Below are 26,783 nucleotides of genomic sequence, written 5' to 3'. Positions count from 1 at the left end.
CCCGCCGCGACCGGACCCGCCCATCACTGACATCGACATCACGCGCAACACCGATCCGTGGTCCCCCATGAACACCCTTGCTGACCTCGATATCCATACCGAAAGCCTGCCGCCACCACCTCGTCGAAGACCCCATCCCCGCCCCAACCGCAAACGCCGCAGACGACAGACCATAACCCTCTAAACACACCAACTCATAGAACCGCCGACGCGTCTGCACCGAATGCCTCACAACAACTCCTCATCAAAGATGTTGCTTCGACCGATTGAGACTGCCGCGCGAAAGTACGTGATAGCTCACCGCCCCGGGCACGTATGCGGGATGGCTCACCGCCCACGGCCGGGGCGACTCAGTAGTGCTCGAGGAAGCGGCCGACGAGGTCGGCGGCGCGGTCGATGACGCCCTCCGCGGGGCCGGAGGCAGCGGTGATCAACGCGGCATCGACGAGATGGGCGAGCAGATCGATATCGGTCACGTCTTCGCGTCCCGACCGCTCCAGCACGACTCCGAGGGCGGCGAGGATCCCCGGCCGGTGCTCCCGCATGATCGGCGCGAGCTCGGGGTCGCGTAGCGCCACCATCATCGGATCCAGCCGTGCCACCGCCACGGTGTCGTCCACATGCGGCGCGAAGGCCGTCGCGATGAGCTCTCGCGCCGTCTCGCGCGACGTGCGCCGACGCGCGGGGAGCGCCTCCGCGTAGGCGGTCGCCGAGGCCACCCGCAGGTCTTCGGCGGCCCGCACGGCGGTGGCGATCAGGCCGGCACGTGTCGGAAAGTAGTAGCTCGCCGAGCCGCGGGGGACCCCGGCGGCGTCGGCGACGCGCCGGTGGGTGATCGCATCGAAGCCCTCGTCGATCAACAGGGTGGCCGCGGCCTCGATCATCCGCTGCTGTCGGTCGACCCCTCGCCCCTGCACCATGGCGCGCTCGCCGTCACGTCCTCCGCCCTCACCCGCCACGACCACCAGCTTACGGGCGTGCCGCACCCGCGAGGAATAATTCATACCAGCGTATGGTTTTCCTGATGTGCCGTGATCTCGGCACCTGACCGCAGAGGAGATGATCGACGTGAACTCGCTCGCGAGCGAAGGACTCGTCATCGATTGGGCCGAGATGCCCACGTACAACACGATCATGGCCGTCGCCGTCGGCGCCGGTCTGGTGGGACTGGTCTGGCTCGGGCGGGAGCTGCTGCGCTCCCCCGGCGACGTCGTCCCGGAGGGATGGGCGCTGTCCTTCGGCGTGCTGGGCCTGGTGCTCACCACGACCGGACTGCACATGACCCTCACCTGGCCGCTGGCCGCCGGTGGCTTCCCCTTCGACAACATCATCTTCGGTGAGACGTCACTCGCCTTCGGCGTGCTGCTGCTCGCGGCCGCCCTCTACATCTGGTTCCGAGGCGCCGCGGTGCTCGCGACCCCCGGAGCCCTGGAGCATCTGCGCAAGGTCGCCCGACCCGTGTCGGTCTTCGTGCTCGGCATGGGCCTCGGCCTGATCGGCATCGCCGTCGCGGGAGTGAAGTACCAGCTGTTCGCCGCTCCGCCCGAGGAGCCGATCTCCGGAGAGTTCGCCGAGTGGCCGCTCGTCGAGGCGATCTTCATGTCCGGGCTCATCGCCATCGTCGGCCTCGGCGCGATCCTCTTCCCCTTCGCGCTGCGTTCGATCCGCAACGGGCTGTGGACCGCGATCGGCTGGCTGTGGGGCATCGCCGGTGTGGTGTTCATCGCCTTCGGCGCGTTGAACTTCTTCACGCACATCGGGCTCATCGTCAACACGATGGGCTGACGGAACCACCCTCCCGGGACCGATGACGATGCATTGCGGTCGCCCTAGCAACCATTACGCATCGTTATCGGTCCGAGGGTCAGTCGGCGTGGATGGCGGTATCGGTCTCGTGGAGAGGACGGCCGCTACCGCCCCACCGCAAGGCCACCAGCTCCGCCGCCACCGCCACGGCGGTCTCCTCGGGGGTGCGCCCGCGTAGATCCAGGCCGATGGGACTGTGCAGACGGCGCAGCTGCTCCTCACCGAGACCCGCCTCGCGCAACCGCTCCAAGCGTTCGTCGTGCGTGCGCCGCGAGCCCATCGCCCCGATGTAGAAGGGCTGCTGCTCGCCCCCCAGGCGCAACGCCAGGTCCAGTACCGGGACATCGAACTTGGGGTCGTGGGTCAGCACACAGATGACCGTGCGCTGGTCGACACGACCGGCCTCCACCTCGGCGCGGAGATAGCGATGCGGCCACGAGACCACGACCTCGTCAGCGGCCGGGAACCGCTCGGGGGTGGCGAAGACGGGCCGCGCATCGCACACCGTCACCCGGTAGCCCAGCAGCTCGGCCTGCCGCGCGACCGCCGCCGCGTAGTCGATCGCCCCGAAGACGATCATCCGAGGCCGCGGCTGGAAGGCGTTGACGAAGACCTTCATCCCCGTGTCCATGCGCTCGCCATCGGGCCCGAACTCGAGCACCTGCGAGCGTCCGACCGCCAGCAGGCCCCGTGCGTCGTCCGCGACCGCATGGTCGGCCCGCTGCGAGCCGAGCCCGCCCAGCACCTCGTCGGTGCGCAGCACCAGATGCCGGCCGACCCATGAGGCGTCGGGATGCTCGATGACCGTCGCCACCGCCACCGGCCGCCCGGCCCGTACATCCTCGGCGACCGTGCCGAGCTCGGGGAAGGTCGTGCGATCGACCGGCTCGACGAAGACGTCGACGATGCCCCCGCAGGTCAGCCCGACGGCGAAGGCCTCGTCATCGGAGTACCCGTAACGGCGCAGCTCCGGAGCATCCTCGGCGACGACCCGCTGAGCGAGCTCGTACACATCACCCTCGACGCAGCCGCCCGAGACGGAACCGACGACCGAGCCGTCGCCGAGCACCAGCATCGCGGCACCCGGCGGGCGCGGCGCCGATTTCTGGGTCCCGATCACCGTCCCCAGCCCGATCCGGTCGCCGCTCTCCCAGGCGTCGATCAACGGCTCCAGCACATCACGCATCGTCCGCTCCTCCCTTCGTCCCCCGTGGTTCGCCGGTCATTGCTCCGCCACCACGTCGAGCACCCGCGCGAGGGTCGCGAACGAGTGCCCGCCGATGAGCTCGTCGATCGCCGGCAAGGCACTCACGATCCCCGACTGCACCGGAGCGTAGTCGGGCTTCTCCCGGTGCGGATTGACCCATACGAGGCGATGGGCGATCCGCCGCAGCCGGGCCATCTGCTCGCCGAGCAACGCGGGGTCCCCGCGCTCCCAGCCGTCGCTGCACACGACGACGACCGCTCCACGCGCCGGCCCCCGCTGACCCCAGCGGTCGCAGAACGCGCGCATCATCTCGCCCAGTCGAGTACCGCCCGACCAGTCCGGCACGATCTCACCGGCAGTGCGCAGCGCGGTCTCCGCGTCCGGGTGGGCGAAGGCAGGGGTCACCCGCGTCAGCCGCGTGCCGAAGGTGAAGACCTCGGTCGTGCGCGGAGCGCCGGCGAAGCCGCGGTGGGCCAGGCGCAGGTAGCTGTCGGCGTAGACCTTCATCGAACCGGAGACGTCGATGAGCCAGACCACGCGGCGGGGCTTGGAGGCCCGCTCGTGGTAGCGCAGCAGCGCGGGCTCGCCGCCATGACGCAGCTGCTCGCGCGCGCTGCGGCCCATGTCGATGTCGCCGCGCCGCGACGGACGGTGGCGGCGCGTGGTGCGCATCGGAGGCCGGGGGCGCAGGGCGGCGAAGGCCGATGCGACCGCCTGGGCCTCGACAGCATCGAGATCGGCGATATCGCGGTGGGCGAGACGTTCGGCGACCGATGCGGCGATCGGCACGACCTCGGTGTCATCACCGGGTCCGCCCTCGTTCTCGACACCGGTCCGTGAACGCGGACGGTTCTGGGTCAGCTCGAAGGGCGGAGGATGACCGACGCCCGGCGCCGGTACCCGGAACCACGACCCGAAGACCTCGTCGTAGAGGGGGACGTCATCGGGCGATCCGCACAACGTCGCCCGACCGGCCCAGTAGACATCCTCGGCACTGCCGAGGTCGAGCAGCGCGGTGGCGGCGAGGAAGTCCTCCGAGGCCCACGCGCCGATCCCCGCCGCCCGCAGCGCCTGCACGAAGCCGATGAGCTCGGCGACCGGAGCGTCGGGCGAAGGATCGTGCAGCAGGCTAGTCATCGCCGAACGCCGCCCGCACGAGCGAGCGGACCCGCTCGGCGTCCTCGCGCTGCTTGCAGACCGCCCCGACGGTCGCCGACAGGGCACCGAGCTCGGGCTCGCGCAGTCCGAGGGCCTGGAGCGCGCGGACCCAGTCAAGGGTCTCGGCCACGCCGGGAGGACGGACCAGGCCGCCGTCGGCTCGCAGCTTCTGCACGAGCTCGACCATGCGCTCGGCGAGCGCCTCGCCGACCTCGGGCAGACGGGCCCGCACGATGGCGATCTCCTGGTCGAGATCGGGGTGATCAAGCCAGTGGTAAAGGCAGCGCCGCTTGAGGGCATCGTGGAGTTCGCGCGTGCGATTGGAGGTCAGGACGACGATCGGGGGCTCGGTCGCGGAGATCGTTCCGAGCTCGGGAATCGACACCTGATAGGTCGACAGCACCTCCAGCAGCAGCGCCTCGAACTCGTCATCGGCGCGGTCGATCTCGTCGATCAGCAGCACCGCGGGAGCCTCCCGCAGCGCCCGCACCACCGGCCGCGGGAGTAGAAAACGCTCCTCGTAGAGGGAGTCCTCCACGGCGCGGACGTCATCGGCGGCATCGGCGGCCTCCAGCGCCCGCAGGTGGAGGATCTGCCGCGGGAAGTCCCAGTCGTACAGTGCCTGCCGGGCATCGATGCCCTCATAGCACTGCAGCCGGATGAGAGGGAGACCGAAGGACTCGGCGAGCGCGCCCGCGAGGGCGGTCTTGCCGGTGCCGGGCTCGCCCTCCAGCAGCAGCGGCCGCTGCATCCGCAGGGCGAGATAGCCGACGGTGGAGAGCCCCTCGCCCGCGATGTAGCCGACCGAGCCGAGCCGGTCCGTGAGTGCCTGCGCGCTGTCGACGTGGGTCATATGTCCCTCCTGGGATCGAGGTCCTGAGGCCGGTCGCGATCGGTCCCGCTGGCGAGATCGCCGCATTCGACGGTCACGGCGTCGTGGGTGGCCAGGTACGCCCGCGCGCCCTCGTCGTCGGTGCCGTCGGCGATCGCGGACCAGTGGTCGCGGCCGATCAGTACGGGGTGGCCGGGAGCTCCGGCGTACACGGCGCGGGCCAGCGTCTCGGGGCCGTCGGCATGGGAGAGGACGCGGCGCACCACCTCGGCGTCGACATCGGGGAGATCGACGAGATGGACGAGGGCCACCTGCGCGGAATCGGCAGCGAGCTCCCTCAGGCCGGTCTCGAGCGAGGCACCCATGCCCCGGTCCCAGTCCTCAGCCACGATGCTGCGGGCATCGCCGAGCAGGGAGCGCGCTTCATCGGCCGCCGCACCGAGCACGACGAGGACGTCATCGAGGCCGCCGTCGAGAAGGGTCTGACGTGCCGCCACGACCCAGGGGGTGCCGTCATCGCGGCGCAGCAGCGCTTTGGGACCGCCCATGCGCCGCCCGGCGCCGGCGGCCAGCAGCAGTCCGGTGACGTCTCCCATCACGCTCCATTCTCCCACCACGCGCCAGCCCGGGGCACCGAGAGCGCACGTGGACGGGTTTCGATCTCGACCGCCGGTGGCCCGACCCCGATCGTCGAGCAGCGAGACCACGCTTGAGTGGTGGTTTCGATACGGCCGCTCGCAGAGCGAGCTTCCTACTCAACCACCGAATCCGAGACCACGCCGGGGTGGTGATCCCGGCGGTCGAGCAGGTGAGGGCACTGCTCGACCGCCGAGGCTCGGATCACTCCTCGGTCTCGTCCAACCAGCGACGGACCGATTCGTTGTGCTGCCCGAGGGTAGGCGGCGCGATATTGGTCTCGCGCGAGCCCGCGTACGGCTGATCGTCCAAGCGGATGACCGGCCCGGGCAGCGTGAGCCGACCCTTGGTGGCGTGATCGACCTCGATGACCAGGCCCTGCGAACGCGCCTGCTCCCACTCGTAGACCTCGTCGATCGTGCGGACCTTGCCGGACGGGAGGCCCGCCTCGGACAACAGCTCCAGCCAGTGCTCAGCCGGTGCCGCGGCGAACTTCTCCTCGATGATCGCGATCAGCTCGTCACGATGCGCGACGCGGTCGCCGTTGGTGGCGAACCGTGGGTCGGTCGCGTCGAGATCGAGCGCTGCCGCGAACGCGGTCCACAGCGACTCCGAGCCGCACGACAGCTGGATGGGCGCCGTCTGCGTGTGGAACAGCCCGTACGGCGCGATCGACGGATGATGCGCGCCGGACAGCCCCGGCACCTCCCCCGCGACCGTCCAGCGCGTGCCCTGGAAAGCATGCACGCCCACGACACTCGCGATGAGCGAAGTGCGCACAACCCGGCCCTTGCCGGTGCGCTCGCGCTCGTAGAGCGCCGCGACCGTGCCATAGGCGCCGTTCATGCCCGCCAGCAGATCGGCGATCGGGACGCCCACCTTGGTGGGCTCCTCGCTGCCGGTGATGCTCATCAGGCCGGCCTCGCCCTGCGCGATCTGGTCGTAGCCCGCGCGGCTCGCCTCCGGGCCATCGTGGCCGAAGCCGGTGATCGAGAGGATCACCAGACCCGGGTTGAGCCGGTGCAGCTCCTCGACACTGAAGCCCAGCCGGTCCAGCACGCCCACCCGGAAGTTCTCCATGAGCACGTCGGCACGCTTGACCAGACGACGGAGGATCTCCTTGTCGTCCTCGGTCTTCAGGTTGAGGGTGATCGACTCCTTGTTGCGGTTCGCCGACATGAAGTACGTCGACTCGCGCTCCTCACCCTCGCCGAGGAAGGGAGGCCCCCACCCGCGACTGTCGTCGCCGGTGGGGGTCTCGATCTTGATGACGCGCGCGCCGAGGTCGCCCAGCATCATGGCCGCATGCGGCCCGGCCAGGGCCCGCGTCATGTCGAGGACGAGCGTCCCCGCCAGCGGGCCCTGCACCGCGGTGTCCTGCTCGTCCGTCACTGGTCGCCCAGGTCGACGATCGCGGCGACGGGGCCGCCGCCCTCGGGGCCCTGGTGCGCCGCCGAGACGGAGACGAACACGGCCGGGTCGCCGGTGACCGCGGCGGTCACGCCGCCCACGGTCGCCTTGATCTGACGGTGCCAGTGCACATCGGAGTCGTCGAGCATGGCGTTGCGACGTCCGCGGACCTCGCCGTCCTGGCTGGCCTCGCACTTGAGGAACACGTTGACCAGGCGACCGTCGAGATCGGTGTAGTGCGGACGCTCGGGCAGCTCGAGACCCGCGTCGCGGATGGCATTCCAGATGCCGTCCTGATCGAGCGCGTCCTCCATGACCGAGTGGCCGATGCGGTAGCGCCCGCCGACGCCACGAGCGTTGCCGACCACGACGACCTGCGCCTGGTCGAGCTCGACGCCCGAGGAGCAGGAGGCCACGGCCGAGTAGAGCTCACGGCTGTGCATGACGTCCTCGTCGGTCGGCATGTCGATCTCGCCGAGCGCGACGGCGATGCCGAGGGCGGTGACGCCGTTCGACAGGTCCATCGACTCGTGCGTGTGCTCGGTCCAGACCGTCTTGCCACGGCTCTTGGCGTCGCGGATGGTGTGGATGGTGAGCAGCGGCGTCTTGGTCTGGACGTAGTGGACATCGGCCGGATCGGTGATGCCCGCGCGCTCCATGGCGACCTTGACGGCGTCGGCGACCTTCTCGATCATCGGCGTGCGGCCGATCTCCTCGGGCAGCAGCTGCTCGCTCATCGCGAAGCCGACGCTGAGGCGCGGCTCGTCGGTCTTGGGGGCCTTGTCCTCGGGGAGCGTCGCGAAGATCGTGGCGTGGGGGCTGATGACACCGTCGGTGCCGCCGGACCACACGATCGGGATCTGACGGACCTCCTCGACCGGCCGCGAGCCCTTCTCGACCAGCACTTCACGGAAGGCGCGGTCGGCGATGATGCGGGTGTAGTCGTTGACCCCGCCATTGCCCTCGGTCTTGCCGATGATGGCGATGACGCGGTCGGCCTCCATGATGCCGTCGTCGATGAGCTTGGCGAGCTCGCTGGCGTCGGCGACGGAGTGGATCGGGACCTTGCGAACCTCGATTGCTGAGGGCATACGGCGCTTCCTTTCCTGAGGGGTGGGTCTTACTGGGGGTTGTGTTTCATCAGGCCGGAACGACCCGCGTTCCGATCTGACCTTCAGCTGCCGCGCCGATGCGCGCCAGCGACGTGATGACACCGGTTCCGGTGCCGCTCTCGGCGAAGGCCGTCACGGCCTCGACCTTGGGGCCCATGGACCCTGCGGCGAAATCCTGATCCGCGGCGATCGAGCGCATCTCGACGGCGGTGACCTCGCCGACCGGCTTGGCGTAGTCGGTGCCCCAGTCGCAGACGACCGCGTCGACATCGGTGGCGATGATCAGCATGTCGGCCTTCAGCTCCTGGGCGATGAGCGAGGCGGTGAGGTCCTTGTCGATGACCGCGTCGACACCGCGGTAGCCGCCGTTGAGATCCTGCACCGTGGGAATGCCCCCGCCACCGGAGCACACGACGACGTAGCCCGCCTCCATGAGGGTCTCGGCGGTGGCGCCGTCGAGGCAGCGCAGGGGTTCGGGAGAGGCGACGACCCGTCGCCAGCCACGGCCCGGTACCTCGACGAACTCCTGGCCGGAATCGATGAGCGGCTGGGCGTCCTCGGCGCTGAGGTAGCGACCGATCGGCTTGGTGGGATGGGCGAAGCGCGGATCGTCGATGTCGACGAGCGTGCGCGACACGACGGCGGCACAGCGTCGATCGACACCGCGCTCGGCCAGTTCGGCATCGAGGGCGTTGAGCATGAGCATGCCGATCGTGGCCTGGGTCTGGGCCCCGCACCAGTCGAGCGGGACCGGCGGCACCTGCGAGGCGGTGAGCTCGTTCTTGGTCAGCAGGTTGCCGACCTGAGGTCCGTTGCCGTGGGTGAGGAGGACCTCGTGTCCGGCGGCCACCAGATCGGCGATGGGACGGGCGGCCAGACGGATGGCGTCACGCTGGTGTTCAGGACGGGCACTGCCGTCGCTGGACGTCATGGCGTTGCCACCGAGGGCGATCACGATGCGCATGCATTGAGGCTAGGGGAGCATCCCATTGGCATGCATGGTCAACAAAGTCCGATGATTTCGTCGGATTCGGGCAAGGTGTGACAAGTCACAGGCCCCTCTCGCCCAGGAGCGGTGACTTACGCACCCCTCGAGACAGGGGCAGGCCCGGAGCGGTGAGTTACACACCCCTCGAGACGATCGAGACGTGCCTAACCCACCACCCACACCCGAACCGACAGAGCGGTGACTTACGCACCCCTCGAGACGATCGAGACGTGCCTAACCCACCACCCACACCCGAACCGACAGAGCGGTGAGTTACACACCCCTCGAGACGATCGAGACGTGCCTGACCCACCGCCCACACGATCGAGACGTGCCTGACCCACCGCCCACACGATCGAGACGTGCGTAGGTCACCGCCCACTGGGGAGGGGTCAGACGAGGGCGTGGCGCAGGAGCGTGTCGAGATCGAGCGCGGGGCGGCCGACGACGGCCGGGACGGTCGCCGATCCGCACGGCAGACCGTGATCCTCGTAGTAGCTGAACATCGCGTGCAGCCAGTCGCGCTCACGCGGGTCGAGGGTGGCGCCGGGGCCGGCAGCCCACGCGTCCGGGGAGGTGACGACGAGCTCGACCTCGACGCCCAGGACCCGCTGCGCGGCGACCGCCACGTCGCGGACCGTCACCAGGCTCCGGCCGCCGACCTCGTAGGTCGCCCCGATGTGGGACGGGTCGAGCAGCACGCGGGCCGCTACCGCGCCCAGGTCCTCCAGCCCGACGAGCCCGAACGGTCGGTCGGCGTCATAGGGGACCTCGAGCCGAGGCGACGCCGCCCGCAGACCGGGCAGGAAGTTGTCGACATAGGCGCAGGGCTGCAGGATCGTCCAGTCCAGCCCGCTACGCCGGACGAGATCCTCGCTCGCCGCCTTCGCCAGGTGGTGCGGCATCGAGGGCACATAGGGCGCGCAGACCGAGTGATAGCCGACCCGGCCGACTCCCGCCTCGCGCATCGCCTCGAGGACCGTGGTGACGAAGGCGGGTTCATCCGGGTGCAGATTGGGAGCGATGAGATAGACCGCATCGCAGCCGCGCAGCGCGGCCGCGAGGTCCGCGAGCTCGGCCCGGCCCACGGGCACGGTCTCCGCGCCGGCCGCTTCCAACGCCGTGGCGACCGCGCGACCGGTCTTACCCCGGCCCCCCACGATCGCGATCCGTGTGCCGTTCCCCATCATCGTCCCTTTCCTCTCACATCGCCGCCTCGGCGTATCGAGATCACATTGGCGTGATCTCGATACGCCGCTCGTTCCTCGCGGCTACTCGATCACCGAGGCGAAGAACGGGTGGGTTGGCTCAGACCCAGTCGACGTCGGCGACGGTGGCGCCGCCGCTCAGTCGGGCGTAGCCGGGTCCGCGATCGAAGAAGGGCTCCTCGCCGCGGGCGTCGCGGCGGCTCTGCCGCTCGGACGCGGTGGCCTCGGCGTCGACCGCGAGGTCGTCGTTCTCCACCGCACCGGTCAGCACGACACCGTAGTCCTCGAGCGCCGAACGCTCCGAGACCTTGTTCCAGCGCACGTCGCGGGCGACCAGCTCCGGGTCGCGGTCGAGCGGATCGCCCCAGCCGCCACCGCCGGTGGTCTGGATGCAGATCGTCTCGCCAGCCTTGATCGGCTCGGCATCGGCCAGCGCGTCGATCTCGCGCTCCTCCGGCGTGCCGGGGTTGACCACGACGCGGAACGGCGAGCCCGCCTTGCCGCCCTTGACTCCCCAGCAGGCGAGGATCGAGCGGTCGGCGATCGACATGAAGTTGGCGTCCTTGAGCATCCGGATGCGCTTCTCGTAGCCGAGACCGCCGCGGAACTCGCCCGCACCGCCGGAGTCCTTCGCGAGGCCGAGGCTCTCGACGATGAACGGGAAACGCGACTCGGTGAACTCGGTCGGCAGGTTCCGCGAGTCCGGCACGACGTGGATGGTGTCCTCGCCATCGGCGTAGTAGCGACCGCCGGCGCCGCCACCGAGCACCTCGCGCATGAGGTACGAGCGGCCCTCCATGTCCTCGCCGTAGACACCGGTGTACCGGATCGTCTCCTGGTCGGCGGGCATGCGGCCGTCGACCGCCTTGGCGATGACGCCGGCCAGCACGCCGAGCAGCCTCAGGATGACGAAGGTGCGCGCGTTGGTCGGCGCCGGGAACTCCGGCGTCAGCAGCGTGCCCTTGGGCGGGAACCGCATCTCGATCAGCGGCACGATGCCCTCGTTGACGTCCAGCTCGGCCATGCGCTCGGGCGTGTCCGCCAGGTTGCGCAGGATCGGCGCGAGCCACTTCTTGAGGAAGACGCCGTCGGAGTAGTCACCACAGTGGTTGATCGGTCCCTTGGCCTGCGGTGAGGTGCCGGCGAAGTCGAGGATCAGACGCTCGCCCTCGGGATCGTCGGCCGCGGTGCGGGTGAGGGTGATCCGCTGCGTGTGCAGCTTCGGGTCCTCGACACCGTCGTGCTCGGCGTAGTCCTCCCAGACCCAGGTGCCCACGGGGATCTTCGACAGGATCTCACGGCGGTAGGTGCGCGTGGAGTTGTCGATGATCGCGTCGAAAGCAGCCTCGACCGACTCGCGACCGTAACGGTCGAAGAGCTCACCCAGTCGCTGGGCGCCCATCAGGCACGCGGAGCACTCGGCGTCGAGGTCGGCCGCGAGCGCCTCGGGGGTCCGCGAGTTGCGAGTCATGATGCGCAGCGCCGAGCGCACCGGCACGCCGGCGTCCCAGAGCTTGATCGGCGGGACCGCCAGGCCCTCCTCGTACACCGAGGTGGCGTTGCTGGGCATCGAGCCCGGCACGGCACCGCCGATATCGTCGTGGTGGCCGAAGGCCTGCACGAAGGCGACGACCTCGGGCTTGCCGGTCTCGGGATTCGTGTGGAACACCGGGACGGTCACGCAGAGATCCGGGAGGTGGCCGATGCCGCCCTCGGACTCGTAGACGTCGTTGTGGAAGAAGACGTCCCCGGGCACCATCTCCTCGAGCGGGAAGTCCCGCGCGACGGGGTGCACGAGCGCGCTGTAGGAGCGACCGGTCAGCTTGCGCATCTTGCGGTCGTGGATGCCCGCGCGGAAGTCGTGCGCGTCGCGGATCATCGGCGAGCGGGAGGTGCGGCCGATGGCGGTCTCGACCTCCATCTCGACCGACGCCAGGCTGCCCTGAACGATCTCGACGAGCACCGGGTCGGCGCTCGCGCCGGCATCGGCGGTCAGCGACTCGAAGGGGAACTGCGTCGGCGCGCGGCGCGAGGTGGTTTCTGGGGTCGTGGTCACGAGTCGGCTCCTTCACGAGTCACGATGATGTTGCGGTAGGCGTCGATGCGTGCGGAGAACCCGGGGTGCAGCGGCACGGTGGATCCGAACTCCTCGATGATCGCCGGGCCGACGAGCTGCGTGCCGGGCGTCAGATCGGGGCGCCAGTAGACGGGGGTGTCCACCGAGCCGGTCTCGGGATCGAAGCACACGGGGCGGCGCGAGGTCTCCGTGATCGCCGGGTTCTCGACGACCTCCTCGGCGCGGACCTGCGGCCGCTCGATCGGGCCGATACCCGAGACGCGCAGGTTGACCCACTCGACCTGCTGGTCGTCATTGCCCCGGAAGTCGTAGCCGTAGAGCGCGCGGTGCTCGTCGTGGAAGCGCTCCGCGACGGCCTCGGCGGCAGCGGCGTCGAAGGGCCCCTCGTCGACCGCGACCCGGACCTCGAAGGCCTGGCCGAAGTACCGCAGATCGGCGGTGCGCTGGAACTGGCGGGTCTCGGTCGCGAAGCCTTCGTGGCTGAGCGCCTCGGCGGCCTGCTCGGTGAGCTTCTCGTAGAGACGGCCCGTGCCCTCGACGTCGAGCTTGTCGTGGAGGCTGACCTGGGTCTGGACGTAGTCGTTCTTGACGTCCACGGTCAGCAGGCCGAAGGCCGAGAGGTTGCCGGGGTTGAGCGGCACGAGCGTCGTCGTGATGTCCAGGATGTCCATCAGGCGGCACAGCAGCAGCGAGCCGGAGCCGCCGAAGGTGGTCAGCGTGAAGTCGCGGACGTCGAGGCCGCGCTTGACGGTGACCTGGCGGAGGGCGTTGGCCTGGTTCCAGGCGGAGATCTCCAGGATGCCGGTGGCGCACTCCTCGACGGACATGCCGAGCTTGCCGGCGAGCTCCTCGAGGGCCTTGCGGGCTCCGTCGGCGTCGAGGCCGATCTCGCCGCCGAGCAGGTGCGCGGGGATACGGCCGAGCACGACGTGGGCGTCGGTGATGGTGACGTCCTTGCCGCCGCGGGCGTAGCAGACCGGGCCCGGATCGGCGCCGGCCGAGTGCGGGCCGACCTTGAGGGTGCCCTCGTTCGACAGCCAGGCGATCGAGCCGCCGCCCGCGCCGACGGTCACGACGTCGATCATCGGGATCTTGCTCGGGAAGGCACCGACCGAGCCCTCGGTGGTGAGGGTGGGCTCGCCGTCGATGACGACCGAGACATCGGTGGAGGTGCCGCCGCCGTCACAGGTGAGGATACGATCGAAGCCGGCGATCTTGCCGACCATCGCGGCGCCGAGGGCGCCGGCGGCGGGACCGGACAGCACCGTGGTGATGGGCTGGTGCACGACCTCGCCGGCGCTGAGCACGCCGCCATTGGACTTCATGACGTAGAACGGGATGTTCTCGCCGATCTCCTCGAGGCGGCGCACGATGTTGTTGACATAGCGGGAGAGCTTCGGCTTGACCGCGGCGTCGACGAGGGTCGTCATCGAGCGCTCGTACTCGCGATACTCGCGCAGCACCTCCGAGGAGACCGAGACGACGGCCTCGGGGTGCTCCTCGGCGATGATCTCGAGCAGGCGCTGCTCGTGCGAGGGATTGGCGTAGGCGTGCAGGAGGCAGACGCCGAGGGTGTCGATGCCCTGCTCGCGGAACCAGCGCGCGACGCGGCGGGCGCCGTCCTCGTCCAGCGGGCGGATCTCGTTGCCCTCGAAGTCCAGGCGTCCCTCGACGCCCTTGACGTACTCGCGCGAGACGATGCGGTCGGGCTTGACCCAGAAGTAGGAGTTGCCGTAGCCGTCGGGCACGGACTGGCGGGCGATCTCGAGGACCGACTCGTAGCCGGCATTGGTGATGAAGCCGAGCTGCTCGACCTTGCCCTCGAGGAGCTGGTTCGTGGCGACGGTGGTGCCGTGGCTGATCGCGCTGAGCGCGGTGCCCTGCTCGCCCATCAGGTCGAGCACCTTGGACACGCCGGCGAGGAATCCCTCGGCGGGGTCGCTGGGCGTCGACGGTGTCTTCGTCGTGACCATCGTCCCGGTCGACTCGTCGAAGGCGACGACGTCGGTGAACGTGCCTCCGGTGTCGATACCGATCCGGATGTGGCTGTCTGTGGGCACCTGCGGACCTCCTGTTGTCGTTGCCGTCACATTCCATCGCGTTCGGGGTCACCGATGCCATGTCAACTCATGACGAGGAAGGGCTTGCTCCTTGTCATACTTTACTGACGACGCGGCAGGGCGGGTCGGGCGGGCTTGCCGGGCCGGAAACGACCGGCGAACGCGACCGGCCCCCTCCCACGGAGGGAAGGGGGCCGGATCGAGGAACGGCGGGCGGCTAGGACAGCGGCGCGAACCGTTCGACGCGCAGCACGCATTCGAGCTCGTCGGCCGTGAGCGGCACCTGCGCACTCCACGTCTCGGTACCGCCTGGCGGGACCGCGGCCACGTCCACCTGGACGAGACCCTGGGTGTCCCGGTCCTCGTTGTACGCCACGTAGAGCCGGTAGCTCTGCTCGACATCCTCGGGATTGGTGACATTGCCCTCGGCGACCCATCCGTCACCGGAGGCCTCGCACCGCTCGACCTCCGCATCGTCGACGGCGCCGACGAATCCCTGGACCGAGCCCTGTTGATCGGTGATGTCGGTGTAGCTGTCGACGATCTCGTCCTTCGTGCCGCCGTCCCCGTCATCTCCCGAACACGAGACAAGGGAGAGGACGACGAGCGGGATCACCAGCAGACTGCCGTACCTGCGATTCATCCGTGGATCCTCCTGCGGTTGCGCACGGCGGCCACCAGAGCGGCGCCGAACATGAGCATGCCGAGGGCCACCGCGAGGGCGAGCGGCGATACGGCACTGCCGGTGGACGGCAGATCTCCCATCGTCACGGTGGCCGAGCCGTCCGCGCCGACCGGGTCGCCATCGAGGGGCGGATGGCCCAGCACCGTGGCCGTGTTCACCACCGACCCGGCTCGCAGATCGGCCTCGGTGAGCCGATAGCTCGCGGACGCGGTCACCGATTCCCCGGGTGCCAGCACTCCGGGCTCACCCGGCCACCGGTAGGTGATGTCCGAGAGCCCCTTCAAGGCGTCGCGGATGACGACATCGCGGAGGGTGACGTTCCCCGTATTGGTCGCGACGAAGGTGTACTCCACGATGTCGCCCACCGCAGCCCCGTCGGCCAGCTTCCCGGTCTTGCTGAGCGAGATTCCCGGCTGGGCCGGCAGCGGCGTCGTCGTGGTGTCGTCGTCCTCCACGGGGTCCTGCGGGCGCGGCGTATCGGGATTCTCCGGATCGAAGGTCGGTGGCGGAGTGCCCTCGGCCTTCGCGGAGTTGACCACCTCGCCGGCATCGACATCGGCCTGGGTCAGTCGATAGGTCGCCGTCGCCGTGACGGACTCGCCCGGAGCCAGCACGCCGGCCTCACCGGGCCAGTCGTAGCGGAGATCTCCGAGCCCGGGAAGCGGATCGCTGATGACGACCCCGGTGAGCGTGACATTGCCGGTATTGGTCGCGGTGAACGAATATTCGACGCTGGCTCCGGCGACCGCGTCCTCGTCGAACGAGCTCGTCTTGACCAACTCGATCGAGGGATCGGGGGGCACCGGCACGATGGTCGTGTCCTCGGCCGGCGGGATCGGGCCCGGAGGCTCCTCCCCCGGAACGGTCGGCGGCAGGCCCGTCACCGATGCCGCGTTCTCGACCGCGCCGGCGTCCACGTCGGCCTGGGTCAGGGTGTACGCCGCGGTGGCCGTCACCGACTCACCGGGAGCCAGAACACCCTCGCCCGACGCGGCCGACCAGTCGTAGGCGATATCGCCGAGACCCGGCAGATCGTCGCTGATGACGACATCGGTCAGCGTCACATTCCCGATATTGGTGGCGGTGAAGGAGAAGACGACCGTCTCGCCCACGGAGGCGATGCCGTCGAGATCGCCGCTCTTGACCAGCTGGAGCGCGGGGGCCTGGGGCAACCCGACCACGGCCGGATCGTCATCGGTCACCGGCTCCGCGGGCGTTCCCGGCTCGCCGGTCTCCGGATCGGTCGGGGTCGGAGGGGTCCCAGCGACATCGGCGATGTTCACCACACTGCCGGCATCCATATCGGACTGCTCCACCGTGTACTGGCGCTCCACCGTCACCGTCTCGCCCGGCAGCAGGACTCCGACCGCGCCCGACCAGACCGCGCCGCTCAGATCGAGAGGGCCGTCGCCGAGCAGCGGATCGTTCAGCACGATGTCCGCGAGCGTCGTGTTGCCGGTATTGGTGGCGACGAAGGTGTACGTCACCGTCCCGCCAGCGACCGCGGCACCGTCGAGCACGCCGGACTTGTCCAAGGAGATGCCCGACTCGTGTGGCAGGTCGGTGGTCACCGTGTCGTCGTCCTCGACCGGGGTCGGCTCCACCGGCTCACCGGTCTCGGGATCGATCGGCGGCTGACCCGTCTCCGGATCGATCGGGACCGGAGGCGTGCCCTCGGCCGTGGCGGTGTTCTTCACCCAGCCGGCATCGATATGTGCCTGGGTCAACCGCAGTTTCGCCGTCGCCGTGACCTGCTCGCCCGATGCCAGCACACCCTCGGCGGTCGCCTCCGACCAGTCGTAGGTCCAGTCGTACAGGCCGGGCAGCGGATCGGCGATCGTCACCTGATCGAGCGTGACATTGCCGGTATTGCTCGCGACGAAGGTGTACTCCACCACCTCGCCGACCGCGATATCGGCCGGCACCTCACTGGTCTTCACCAGCTCGACACTCGGATCCTGCGGCAGGTCGGTGATCACGGTGTCGTCGTCCTCGACCGGGGTCGGCTCCACCGGTTCACCGGTCTCGGGATCGACCGGCGGCTCGCCCGTCTCCGGATCGATCGGGACCGGAGGCGTGCCCTCGGCCGTGGCGGTGTTCTTCACCCAGCCGTCGTCGACATGCGCCTGCGTCAGCTCCAGCTTCGCCGTCGCCGTCACGGTGTCATCGGGTGCGAGCACCCCTTCCGCCTGAGCATCGGACCAGTCGTAGCTCCAGTCGTACAGACCCGGCAGCGGATCGGCGATCGTCACCTGATCGAGCGTGACATTGCCGGTATTAGTCGCGACGAAGGTGTACTCCACCACCTCGCCGACCGCGATATCGGCCGGCACCTCACTGGTCTTCACCAGCTCGACACTCGGATCCTGCGGCACCTCGACGATGCTCTCGTCCACCACGGGCGGAAGCTCACCGGGAGGCTCTTCGCCGGGGATCGTCGGCGGGACACCCGTGACGAAGGCCGTGTTCAGAACCGTGCCGGCATCCACATCCGCCTGGGTCAGCTCATAGAGTGCCACGGCCTCGACCCGCTCGCCGGGCAGAAGGACGCCCTCGTCGCCGGGCCAGTCGTAGCGGAGCTCCCCCAGTCCCGGCAGGGGATCGTCGATGCGCACATCGCGCAAGGTCACGTTGCCGGTGTTCGTCGCGGTGAAGGTGAACTCGACCGGCTCGCCGGCACGCACCGGCCCCTCGGCATCGTCGGCCCGCTGCAGGGTCGAGTCCTTCACGAACTCGAGGCCCGGTCCATGCGGCACCGGAACGAACTCCGGGTCCTCGACCGGCTCGAGCGGCGTCGGCTCGACCGGCTCACCCGTCTCGGGATCGATCGGCGGCTCACCGGTCCCGGGGTCGTTCGGCACCGGCGGGGTACCCGTCGAGGTGGCGACATTGGCCACGCCACCGGCATCGACATCGGCCTGCGACAGCGCATAGCTGGCCGTCGCCTCGACGAACTCGCCGGGAGCGAGCACGCCTTCGGTGCCCGGCCAGTCGAACTCGAGCGGCGAGAGACCGTCGAGCGGGTCGGTGATGACCACGTCGCTGAGCGTCACATTGCCCGTATTGGTCGCCGTGAAGGTGTAGGTGATGACGTAGCCGTCTTCTATCGAGCCCGACAGCGCACCGCTCTTCACCAGCGAGATCTCCGGGGCGATGCCCTCCGCCACCACGATCTCGGCGTCCTCATCGGCGACCGGCGACGGAGCGTAGGGCTCGCCGGTCTCCGGATCGATCAGCGGATCACCGGTCTCCGGGTCCACCAACGGCAACCCGTCCTCGTCGAGCGCGTACGGCGGCGCACCCGTCACCGCTGCGAGATTCGTGATGGTGCCGGCGTCGAACTGCGCCTGGGTCGCGGTCGTGGTGACCTCCACGGTCACGGTGCCCTGGGGCAGCAGCGCGTCGGTGCTGCTCCCGCTCGACCATTCCGCGCCGGTGAGGTCGAGGGGACCGCCGAACATGGGGTCGGTGATCGTGACACCACTCAGCGGCACATTGCCGGTATTGGTGGCGGTCAGCGTGTAGGTGAGGTCGGTCCCCTCGGCGTAGGTCCGGGGGTCGGCGGTCTTCACCAGCTCGATGCCCGGATCGTGCGGCACCGGCAGCTGCTTCTCGCTGTCGTCGGTCACCGGATCGCGCGGCACCGGATCGCCCTCGGGGTCCGCGGGATCGGGAGCGCCCGGGACCGGTGTGCCCTCGACGGTCGCCTCGTTGTGCACCAGGCCTGCGACGATCTCATCACCGGTCACCCGATAGGGCGCAGTGACGGTGACGTGCGCTCCTGGCGCGAGCACGCCAGGACGCTCGGGGTCGGGCCACACCGCGTCGGCGAGGTCGACCTCGCCGCCGAGCTTGTCATCGGTGAGCGTGACATCCGTCAAGGTGACATTGCCGGTATTCGTGGCGGTGAACGTGTAGGTCACCGTGCTGCCCGGTGTCACGGGGTCATCGGCGAAGGCACCGTCCTTGACCAGCTCGATCCCGGTGACGACCTGCGGGGCCACGGTCTCGTCATCGGTGTCGGCCACGGGCTCCTGAGGGATGCCGGGCCCGTCCGGATCCTGCGGATCGCGCACCGGTGGCGGCGTGCCCTCCACCGACGCGGTGTTGTCGACGCGTCCGGCCTCGATATCGGCCGGCGTCACCGCGTAGGTCGCGCTGCCGGTGACCAACTGTCCGGGCTCCAACGTGCCCGGAGTGGCCGCCGCGGGGGTCGCGTTCGCCCAGTCGATGACGATCTCGGCGTCGGCGGCATCCAGCATCGCATCGGTGAGGGCGACGTCGTTCAGGGTGATGTTGCCGTCGTTCTCGATCACGAACGCGTAGGTGACGGTCTGGCTGTCACCGTCGACCTGGAGCGTGCCCGTCTTGGTCAGCGAGATCGAGGGGTTCTGGCCGAGATTCACCGATGCGGGATCCTCATCGGTGACCGGATCTGCCGGTGTGCCCGGCGCGGTCGGTTCGTCCGGGTCCTTGAGATTCGGCGGCGTGCCCTGGGCCACGGCCAGGTTGACGACCGAGCCGGCATCGCGGTCCGCCTGCTCGACCGCGTAGGTGGCGGTGGCGGTCACGAACTCGTCGGGAGCCAGAGTCCCCTCCACCAGTGCCGTGGACCAGTCGAACTCGAGCGCGGAGAGGCCCGGCATGGGGTCGGTGATCGACACGTCCGTGAGGGTGACATCGCCGGTGTTGGTCGCGATGAAGGTGTAGGTCACCGTGCTCTCGTCGGCTGACAGCTCGCCAGTCTTCTCCAGCTCGATGCCGGGCTTCTGCACCGCGGGGATGACCGAGTTCGCGGTGTCGTCGACGGAGTCGCCGGAGGGCGGATTGCCGCTGGCGCTGGCCGTGTTGTCGATCAGGCCGTTGTCGAGGTCGGCCTGGGTCACCGCATAGGGCACGGTGACCTCGACGACATCGCCGGGCTCGAGCACGCCGGGGCGGTCCGCATGAGGCCAGGCATCGGCGGGGATGGTGATGGCGCCGCCGAGCATCGGGTCGTCCAGGGCCACGGCGTTCAAGGTGACATTGCCCTCGTTGGTGATCGTGAAGGTGTAGCCGACCTCGTCACCCGCACCGTACTCGGTCGCATCGGGGACCTTGGTCAGCGAGATGCCGGGATCCGCGTCGCCGGTGACGGTGACCTCGGAGTCGTCGCTCACCCGATCGGGTGCGGTGCCGCCCGTCGGCGTCGGCGGCTGGCCCGAGGCGGTGGCCTCGTTGTCGATGGAGCCGTTGTCGAGGTGGGCCTGGGTGACCGTGAGATCAGCCGTCATCGTCACCGTCTGTCCCGGGGCGAGCACGCCCTCGGCCTGCGCTCCGGTCCAGTCCGCGGTCCAGTCGCGCAGCCCCGGAAGCGGGTCGTCGATCCGGACATCGGTGAGCGTGGTGTTACCGGTGTTCGTGGCCGCGAAGGTGTAGCGCAGGGTGTCGCCGACCGCGTAGTTCGTGACCTCGCTGCCGTCGGCATTCCGCACCGACTTCTGCAGGTCGATCGTGGACGCCTGGGAGGCCGTGACGGTCTCGTCATCGGTATCGGTCACCTCGGAGCCGACCGGTGGTGTACCGGAGACCGTGACGGTGTTGGTGATGCGCCCGGCATCGACGTGATCCTGGGTGACCTCGATGCTCGCGGTCGCCTGGGCCTTCTCACCCACGCCGAGCAGCGGGATCCGGTTCTGGGCATCGGGCTGGTTCGCATTCGGACCGTTCGGCCAGACCGACCAGGCGATGGTGCCGAGACCGGGAAGGGCGTCGGCCAGGGCGACATCCGCGAGCGGCATGTTGCCGGTGTTCTCGACATCGAAGGTGTAGGTCACCGTCTCGCCCGCGACCAGCTCGGTCGTATCGGCCGACTTCACGACCTCGATCGCGGGGCGATGCGCCTCATTGGCGATCGTGCAGACGACATCGGAACCGCGCAGGGAGTCACGGGGTTGGGTGACGCTCCAGGTATGCGCCGAGCCGGTCACGCCGACGGACTGGCCGGTGACCTGGTCGACGCAGGTCAGGTCCGAGTAATAGCGGCTCAGGACATTCGCGCCGGCTGTCTCGCTGAGCGTGAAGGAGTTGGCGCTCGTCACGAACTCCGGGCCTGCGTAACGTTCCTGCACTCCTGGCGCGGAGCCGGTCGTGGACGCGGAGACGCTGCCGGCATTGTTGCCGAGATAGGGCTGACCGGAGATGGTCATCGTGAACTGGTCGCCGGCCTGCCCGCGCTCCCCGACGATGTTCTTCTTCAGCGAGAGCGTGTTGGGGAAGGCGCAGCTCGCCAGGTCACCGAAACCGGCACCGGGGACGGAGGTCGTACGAGGGTTGGAACCGGTGGAGGGATCGACCTCGATGATCGAGGTGGAGGTCGACACGTAGAACATGCCGTTATTGCCGAAGGCGATGCCATTGCCGGCGACCGACGAGGCCAGTGTCTTGATGGGCTCCGCCTGCAATACCGGCAGGGGCCCGTCCACCGAGTCCGGGACGGGGACCTTCACGGCGTAGATCACGTTATTGGACAGGATGATCAGGTCGCCCGAGGCGCTGAAGGCCATGTCGCCGTTCTGACCGGCAGGGATGCCGCGGATCGTGGCCACCTGAGTCGGGGCGATCGCCACGTCGCCATCGGCATCGCTGCGGAACATGCCGATCTGCATCGGGGACGCGTTGTTCGCGTAGTAGAAGATGTCGTTGACGGGGTTGACCGCGCCGCGCACGATCGAGACGAGCGCGGGCCCCGATGCCGAACGGACCTCCCCCGTGTCGCGCACCTGGTACCTGATCTCCTTCTCGCCACCGCCGGTGGTGTTCTCGATCGAGTAAAGGATCTCGCCGCCGTTGGTGACGCCGAGACCGTTGTTCTGCAGGCCGGTGACGATATTGCCGGTGAGCGACCGGGTCGCCACATCGAACTCGCGGACATTGCCGCCCGCCACCGTGTAGATCTTGCTGCCATCGCAGATCAGCGGCGAGAGGGCCGCCGCCGGGCTCGCGGTCATGGCGCCGCCGACCACCACGAGGGAGGTCGCCGCTACGGAGGCCGCGACGAGTGCCCTCAGGAGCGCATGTGCCCCCGCGACGAGTCCTCGTGCTCCGCTGCCCGAGTGACGACCTCGAGTCCTTCGCCTACTCACCAGACAACCCTTTCGCTGCGCCTGCAGGTTCGAGCTCCAGCACGATCCGCCTGAAGCTCCCCGAATCTAGGGACGGGTCAGCCCGCGCGAGCAGGAATCGTGGCGACATCACCCCTTTTTCACCCCGTCCTTGTCGACGGGGTGAACGACGACGACCGCCGGGGGATGGATGGATCCACCCGGCGGTCGCCCCCTCCCTCACATGCTCGGTTCATGTGAAGGCCCACGACGCGGGCGCCTCGGGAGCTAAGCCCGCGCCGTGGGGGTCTTTCAGTGCCGGCGTGAACGCTGGGCCATCAGACCGCCGCCGGCCGCCAGCGCCACGAGTCCGGCCAGGACGAGCCACAGGGCACCGTCCGGAGCGCCGGCATTCGGGATCGTGCCGAGGTCGTCGAAGGTATTGGTCAGCGTGACCTCCGCCCGTGCGCCGTCCTCGCCGACGATCGTGATCGAGGACGACTTCGCATCGTCGTCGACCGTCACGGTGACGTCATCGGAGCTCCACTGGACACCCGACCAGAGCACATTGCCCGGCAGGGCGGCCTCGGTCGCCGACTCCGTCAGCGTGACCTCGGTGCCCAGCAGGACCCCGTCGATGACGACCGGCGTGCCGGCGGTGATCTCGGTGTCCTGGTGCTGCTCCTCGCCGTGGAGATCGGTCCAGGAGACCCGCACGGGGAACGAGGCGCCGGCCGGCACATCGTCCGCACTCTTACCATCGAGCGCCTTGATCAACTCCACGCTGCCGGTCAGGGCAGTCACCGAGTTCGCCAGATCGACCGCGACATCATCGGCCGCCCCGATGACGACCACCGCGGTGCCGTCGTCATGCGTGGTGACCCGGTCCCCGGTCCACACCGGACGATTCCAGGTGAAGCTGGCCGAGTCGTCCGGTCGGACCTCGCTGAGCGCGACCTCGGTGCCGTGCGGAAGATCCTCGCCGAGCGAGACGGTGGTGCCGTCGACCGGAACCGTCAGCTCCTTGGCCTGCTCGGCGCCCTCCTCGTCGAGCCAGCTGGCGATCACCGTGAAGGTCTCGGGCACATCGCCGTGCTCGGGGGAGACACCGGTGAGCTCCTTGCTCAGCGAGAAGGTGCCCGGCGCCCAGGTGGCCTCATTGGTGATGGTCACCAGTGTGACCTCGCTCTGCTGGTCCGAGACCACCACCGTGGCGCTGCCGTCGCCGTTGTCGGTGACGTCATCGCCGCCGATGGTGATGGCGTCCCAGATGACCGTGTCGATCGCGGGAGCATCGCCCTCGGTGATCGTCACCACGGTGCCGGCGGGCAGGTCCTCACCCAGCTCGACCGGCTCGCGGGCGTTGATCGTCAGCTCACGGGTCTGCTCCTCGCCCTCGGCGTCGGTCCAGGTCACGGTGACCGGGAACTCGGCGTCGTCGCCGACCTCGCCCGCGGCCTCGCCGGCGACTCCCTTGAGCAGGCTGAGGCCCGCCGTGGAGGTCGCGGCGTGGTTCTCGACCGTGACGTGCGCCTCGGCATCGCGGCCCACCGTCACGACGGCCGAAGTGCCGTCGACGCTGACGCCGTCACCGGACCAGACCGGCGTGCCCCAGGCGATGCTCGAACCGTCCTCCAGCGGCGTCTCGGTCAGGGTGACCCGCGTGCCGATGAGCAGCTGCTCGTCGAAGGGCACGGGGGTGCCGTCGGTCGGCAGGTTCAGCACCTTGCTCTGCTCGGTGCCGCCCTCCTCGGTCCAGGTCGCGGTGACCTCGACGTTCGCGGGGACCGCCGGGTTGTCGGCCTGCGCACCCGTGACGTCCTTGGAGATCGAGAAGGTGCCGACGGTGCGCTCCACCGAGTTCGTGACCGTGATGGTCGCCGGTGCGTTCACATGATCGGCCGTCACCTCGATCGTCTCCGGCGTGATCCGGGCCGGACCCCAGGTCAGCACGTCGTCATCGGCGGGCACGGTCTCCGAGAAGGTGACGACGGCGCCGATCGGCAGGTCGTCGAGCTGGTAGGGCTCGCCGGCCGTGATCGCGAACTGGCGGTCGTCCTGCGCGGGGAATCCCTCGCCCAGGGCGCTGACGTCGATCGAGGCGTTCATCATGAACTCCTGATCGGCATCGACCAGTCCGGCCGCGGCTCCCTCGATCTCCTTGAGGACGCTCAGGCTGCCGAGCTGCGCCGTGTTGGTCAGCTGGACCGCGATATTCGTGCGGGGCGTGACCGTGGCGACAGCGGTGGTGCCGTCCTCGGAGGGCGTGACTCCGGAGGTCTCGGCGAACACCGGAGCGCCGAAGACGACGCCCGGGATCGACGGGAAGGTCGGCTCGGACAGCTCGAAGGTCCATCCGGCCCCGCGCGGCGTGAAGCCGCTGGCCGGAGTGCCGTCGAGCGGGACGCGGAGGTCGTACTCGTTCTGCGTGACGCCGGCCGGATCGACCTCGGCCACGTGCACGGCGAACTCCGTGCCGGCCGGCACGAACTGGGCTCCCGCGGTGGTGGAGAGATCCTTGGAGATCGCGACGGAGCCGCGCGTCACTCCCTGGCCCGTGCCACCGGCGCGGTTGTTCTGCGTGACCGAGTTGTTCCACACGATCGTGCTGAACGAGACCTCGTTGCTGTAGACCGTGCCGGGCGCGTCCATACCGCCGCTGGTCGTGCACGTCGTGTACTCGATGAGGTACTGGTACTCGCGGCTGAAGCCGTCGGCCGGGTCGAGGGTGAAGGTGATCGTTCCGGTCTCGGGGTCGTAGCCGGCCTGGGTCGAGGAGGTCAGATCGACGGTCGCCAGACCGCCGTTGTTGATCTGATCGATCGCGCGGACCCGCAGTCGCAGCGACTCCGCGACGCTCTCGCCGCCCTCGCACACCTGGTGCGTGCTGCTCAACTGATCGGTGATCGTCAGCGCCTCGTCGAGGTCGGCCAGCTTCTCGCCGGGGATCCGCACATTCCAGTTGACGGTGGTCTGCGGCAGGTAGTCCTCGTCGCCGATCACGACCGTCTCGCCGTTGATGGAGCCGCCCTTGCCCTCCGCCCGACCGGGCACCTGCGTGCCGCCGGTCGCGACCTCGCCGTCGATGCTCGCGGCGTTCGTGAACGGGGTGCCGCCCTCGGGGAGGCCGTCGGCGGTGGCGCAGGTGGTGTACTCGATGACGTAGCGCCAGTCCGAGTCCTTAAACTGCAGATCTGAGCCGTCCGCGATCGCGAAGTCCACGGCGAAGGACGTGTCGGTCGACGCTCCGGGGGTCGCGATCAGCTGGTCGGTGATGTTGGTGCGCCGGTCGTTGCTCGGGCCGTACCGCTCGAACACCCGGATGCCCGAGACAGTGTCCTCGCAGAGAGCGTGCTCGCCGCCGAGGGTGTCCGCCAGCGTGAAGCCGTCCTTGCCGAGCAGCTTGCTGCCGGGGACCTCGATGGTCCAGCGGATCTTGCCGTTGCGCTCGGCACCGCCGAGCACGCTGCCGGACTTGTTGATGCCCAGCTGCCACGGGCGGTTCGTGACCTGGCCGATGCCGACGCCGGCCTCGCCCCAACCCTCAACCTGAGCCGAGTTGTCGTAGGTGGTGCCGGCCTCGTCGATCCGACCGTCCGGCGTGCAGGTCCGGTAGGTGATGCGGTAGGTGACGTCCGCGGCGAAGCCGCCCTGCGGGGCCGTGAGGACGATGCCGAACTGGGTGTCACCGGGCTCTCCGTCGAAGGTCGCGATGCCGGTGACGTCGTTCACGGTGTCGCCGCGGACGGTCTCGACCTTGAACCCGGGCTGCTCGCAGAGCACGTGCCCCGCGCCGAGGGTGTCGGTGATGGTGACCGTGTCCTGGCCGCTCATATTGGCGCCGGGAACGTCGACCGTCCAGGTCATCGACCAGTTGTTGCCGTTCATCACGCCGGACTTCGAGACCTCGCCGGGAAGCTCGATGCCGTCGCCGATGCCGCCCTCACCGGGCACGACGACGGGACGACCCTCGCCATTGGCATCGACCGTCACCTCGTTGGCCTCGGTGCGCTGGTTCGCGGTGACCTCGAAGAAGAAGGTGCCTCGGGCGCCGTCCCAGTCCTCGACCCGGTCGTTGAGCGTGCACAGCGCCTGCGCGCTGGCGGGATCCGTGAGGCAGCTGCCCCAGATCTCGCCGTCGGCACCGAGCAGATCGAAGGGGATGGCGGTGTCGAAGCGGAGCTCAGGCGGCAGGCCGACGTAGAACGTGTCGCCCTCGACCGGCTCGGCATCGCTGGCATCCCAGGTGCCATCAAGCCGGAGGGTGTCGCCGATCTCGACCTGCCCTTCGCCGTCCCAGGAGAGAGTGATGCCGTCAACGACGATGCGGGGATTCGGAGCCGCGCTCGCGGGACTCATGACGGTCACGATGCCGGCGACCGCCATCAGGGCGGCCAAGAGCATCATCAGGATCCGGCCCATCGGTCCGGGCGTGCGGTGCGAGGCGGGATTCGAGCGCAGGCGCGCCTCGATGGCCTTCAACATGCCGTGCGGCGTTCTCATCGAGAAAGTACTTCCTGTC

General features: G+C 69.2%; 15 protein-coding genes. 1 reads left to right on the top strand and 14 read right to left on the bottom strand.

The window, feature by feature from the left end:
* Positions 1-350: 350 nt before the first annotated feature.
* On the bottom strand, positions 351-1,004 hold the full coding sequence (locus tag JL108_RS18695; RefSeq protein ID WP_205199627.1) for a TetR/AcrR family transcriptional regulator: 654 nt from the start codon (positions 1,002-1,004) through the stop codon (positions 351-353).
* 64 nt (positions 1,005-1,068) lie between these two features.
* On the opposite strand from JL108_RS18695, the gene JL108_RS18690 reads away from it, so the two are divergent.
* Entirely contained in the window at positions 1,069-1,785 is a 717-nt protein-coding gene (locus JL108_RS18690) for a DUF981 family protein (protein ID WP_307837328.1), read from the top strand.
* A gap of 79 nt (positions 1,786-1,864) precedes the next feature.
* Here JL108_RS18690 and JL108_RS18685 read toward each other — a convergent pair whose 3' ends face one another.
* From JL108_RS18685 to JL108_RS18625, 13 genes are all read right to left on the bottom strand, one after another.
* Positions 1,865-2,992 (bottom strand): XdhC family protein, encoded by a 1,128-nt coding sequence (locus tag JL108_RS18685; protein ID WP_205199625.1) that lies wholly within the window; start codon positions 2,990-2,992, stop codon positions 1,865-1,867.
* 36 nt (positions 2,993-3,028) lie between these two features.
* Entirely contained in the window at positions 3,029-4,150 is a 1,122-nt protein-coding gene (locus tag JL108_RS18680) for a VWA domain-containing protein (protein WP_205199624.1), read from the bottom strand.
* Entirely contained in the window at positions 4,143-5,024 is an 882-nt protein-coding gene (locus JL108_RS18675) for a MoxR family ATPase (protein ID WP_205199623.1), read from the bottom strand. The genes JL108_RS18680 and JL108_RS18675 overlap by 8 nt, the downstream gene beginning before the upstream one ends.
* On the bottom strand, positions 5,021-5,599 hold the full coding sequence (locus JL108_RS18670; RefSeq protein ID WP_205199622.1) for an NTP transferase domain-containing protein: 579 nt from the start codon (positions 5,597-5,599) through the stop codon (positions 5,021-5,023). The genes JL108_RS18675 and JL108_RS18670 overlap by 4 nt, the downstream gene beginning before the upstream one ends.
* A 244-nt stretch (positions 5,600-5,843) precedes the next feature.
* Positions 5,844-7,031 carry a CoA transferase gene (locus JL108_RS18665; RefSeq protein ID WP_307837327.1) on the bottom strand — a complete coding sequence of 396 codons (1,188 nt, stop codon included), beginning with the start codon at positions 7,029-7,031 and terminating at the stop codon, positions 5,844-5,846.
* A complete protein-coding gene (locus tag JL108_RS18660; RefSeq protein ID WP_143910984.1) occupies positions 7,028-8,140 on the bottom strand; it encodes a ring-opening amidohydrolase in 1,113 nt (370 codons plus the stop codon). The genes JL108_RS18665 and JL108_RS18660 overlap by 4 nt, the downstream gene beginning before the upstream one ends.
* A 49-nt stretch (positions 8,141-8,189) precedes the next feature.
* Positions 8,190-9,125 (bottom strand): carbamate kinase, encoded by a 936-nt coding sequence (locus tag JL108_RS18655; protein ID WP_143910983.1) that lies wholly within the window; start codon positions 9,123-9,125, stop codon positions 8,190-8,192.
* A gap of 416 nt (positions 9,126-9,541) precedes the next feature.
* Positions 9,542-10,339, bottom strand: a complete 798-nt coding sequence (locus JL108_RS18650) for an SDR family oxidoreductase (protein ID WP_205199621.1) — start codon at positions 10,337-10,339, stop codon at positions 9,542-9,544.
* 118 nt (positions 10,340-10,457) lie between these two features.
* Positions 10,458-12,413, bottom strand: coding sequence for a hydantoinase B/oxoprolinase family protein (locus tag JL108_RS18645; protein ID WP_205199620.1), 1,956 nt, complete (start codon positions 12,411-12,413; stop codon positions 10,458-10,460).
* A complete protein-coding gene (locus JL108_RS18640; protein WP_307837326.1) occupies positions 12,410-14,494 on the bottom strand; it encodes a hydantoinase/oxoprolinase family protein in 2,085 nt (694 codons plus the stop codon). The genes JL108_RS18645 and JL108_RS18640 overlap by 4 nt, the downstream gene beginning before the upstream one ends.
* A 217-nt stretch (positions 14,495-14,711) precedes the next feature.
* Complete coding sequence (locus JL108_RS18635; RefSeq protein ID WP_205199619.1) at positions 14,712-15,137, bottom strand: hypothetical protein; 426 nt, start codon at positions 15,135-15,137, stop codon at positions 14,712-14,714.
* Positions 15,134-22,303, bottom strand: a complete 7,170-nt coding sequence (locus tag JL108_RS18630) for a DUF11 domain-containing protein (RefSeq protein ID WP_205199618.1) — start codon at positions 22,301-22,303, stop codon at positions 15,134-15,136. The genes JL108_RS18635 and JL108_RS18630 overlap by 4 nt, the downstream gene beginning before the upstream one ends.
* 270 nt (positions 22,304-22,573) lie before the next feature.
* Positions 22,574-26,764: a DUF5979 domain-containing protein gene (locus JL108_RS18625; RefSeq protein WP_205199617.1), complete on the bottom strand. Its 4,191-nt coding sequence runs from the start codon at positions 26,762-26,764 to the stop codon at positions 22,574-22,576.
* Positions 26,765-26,783 lie beyond the last annotated feature (19 nt).

This window comes from Aeromicrobium sp. YIM 150415 (genome assembly GCF_016918125.1).
GTDB lineage: Bacteria > Actinomycetota > Actinomycetes > Propionibacteriales > Nocardioidaceae > Aeromicrobium > Aeromicrobium piscarium.
Note: the sequence above shows the minus strand (reverse complement) of the source record. Positions and strands in the feature narration are given on the sequence as shown.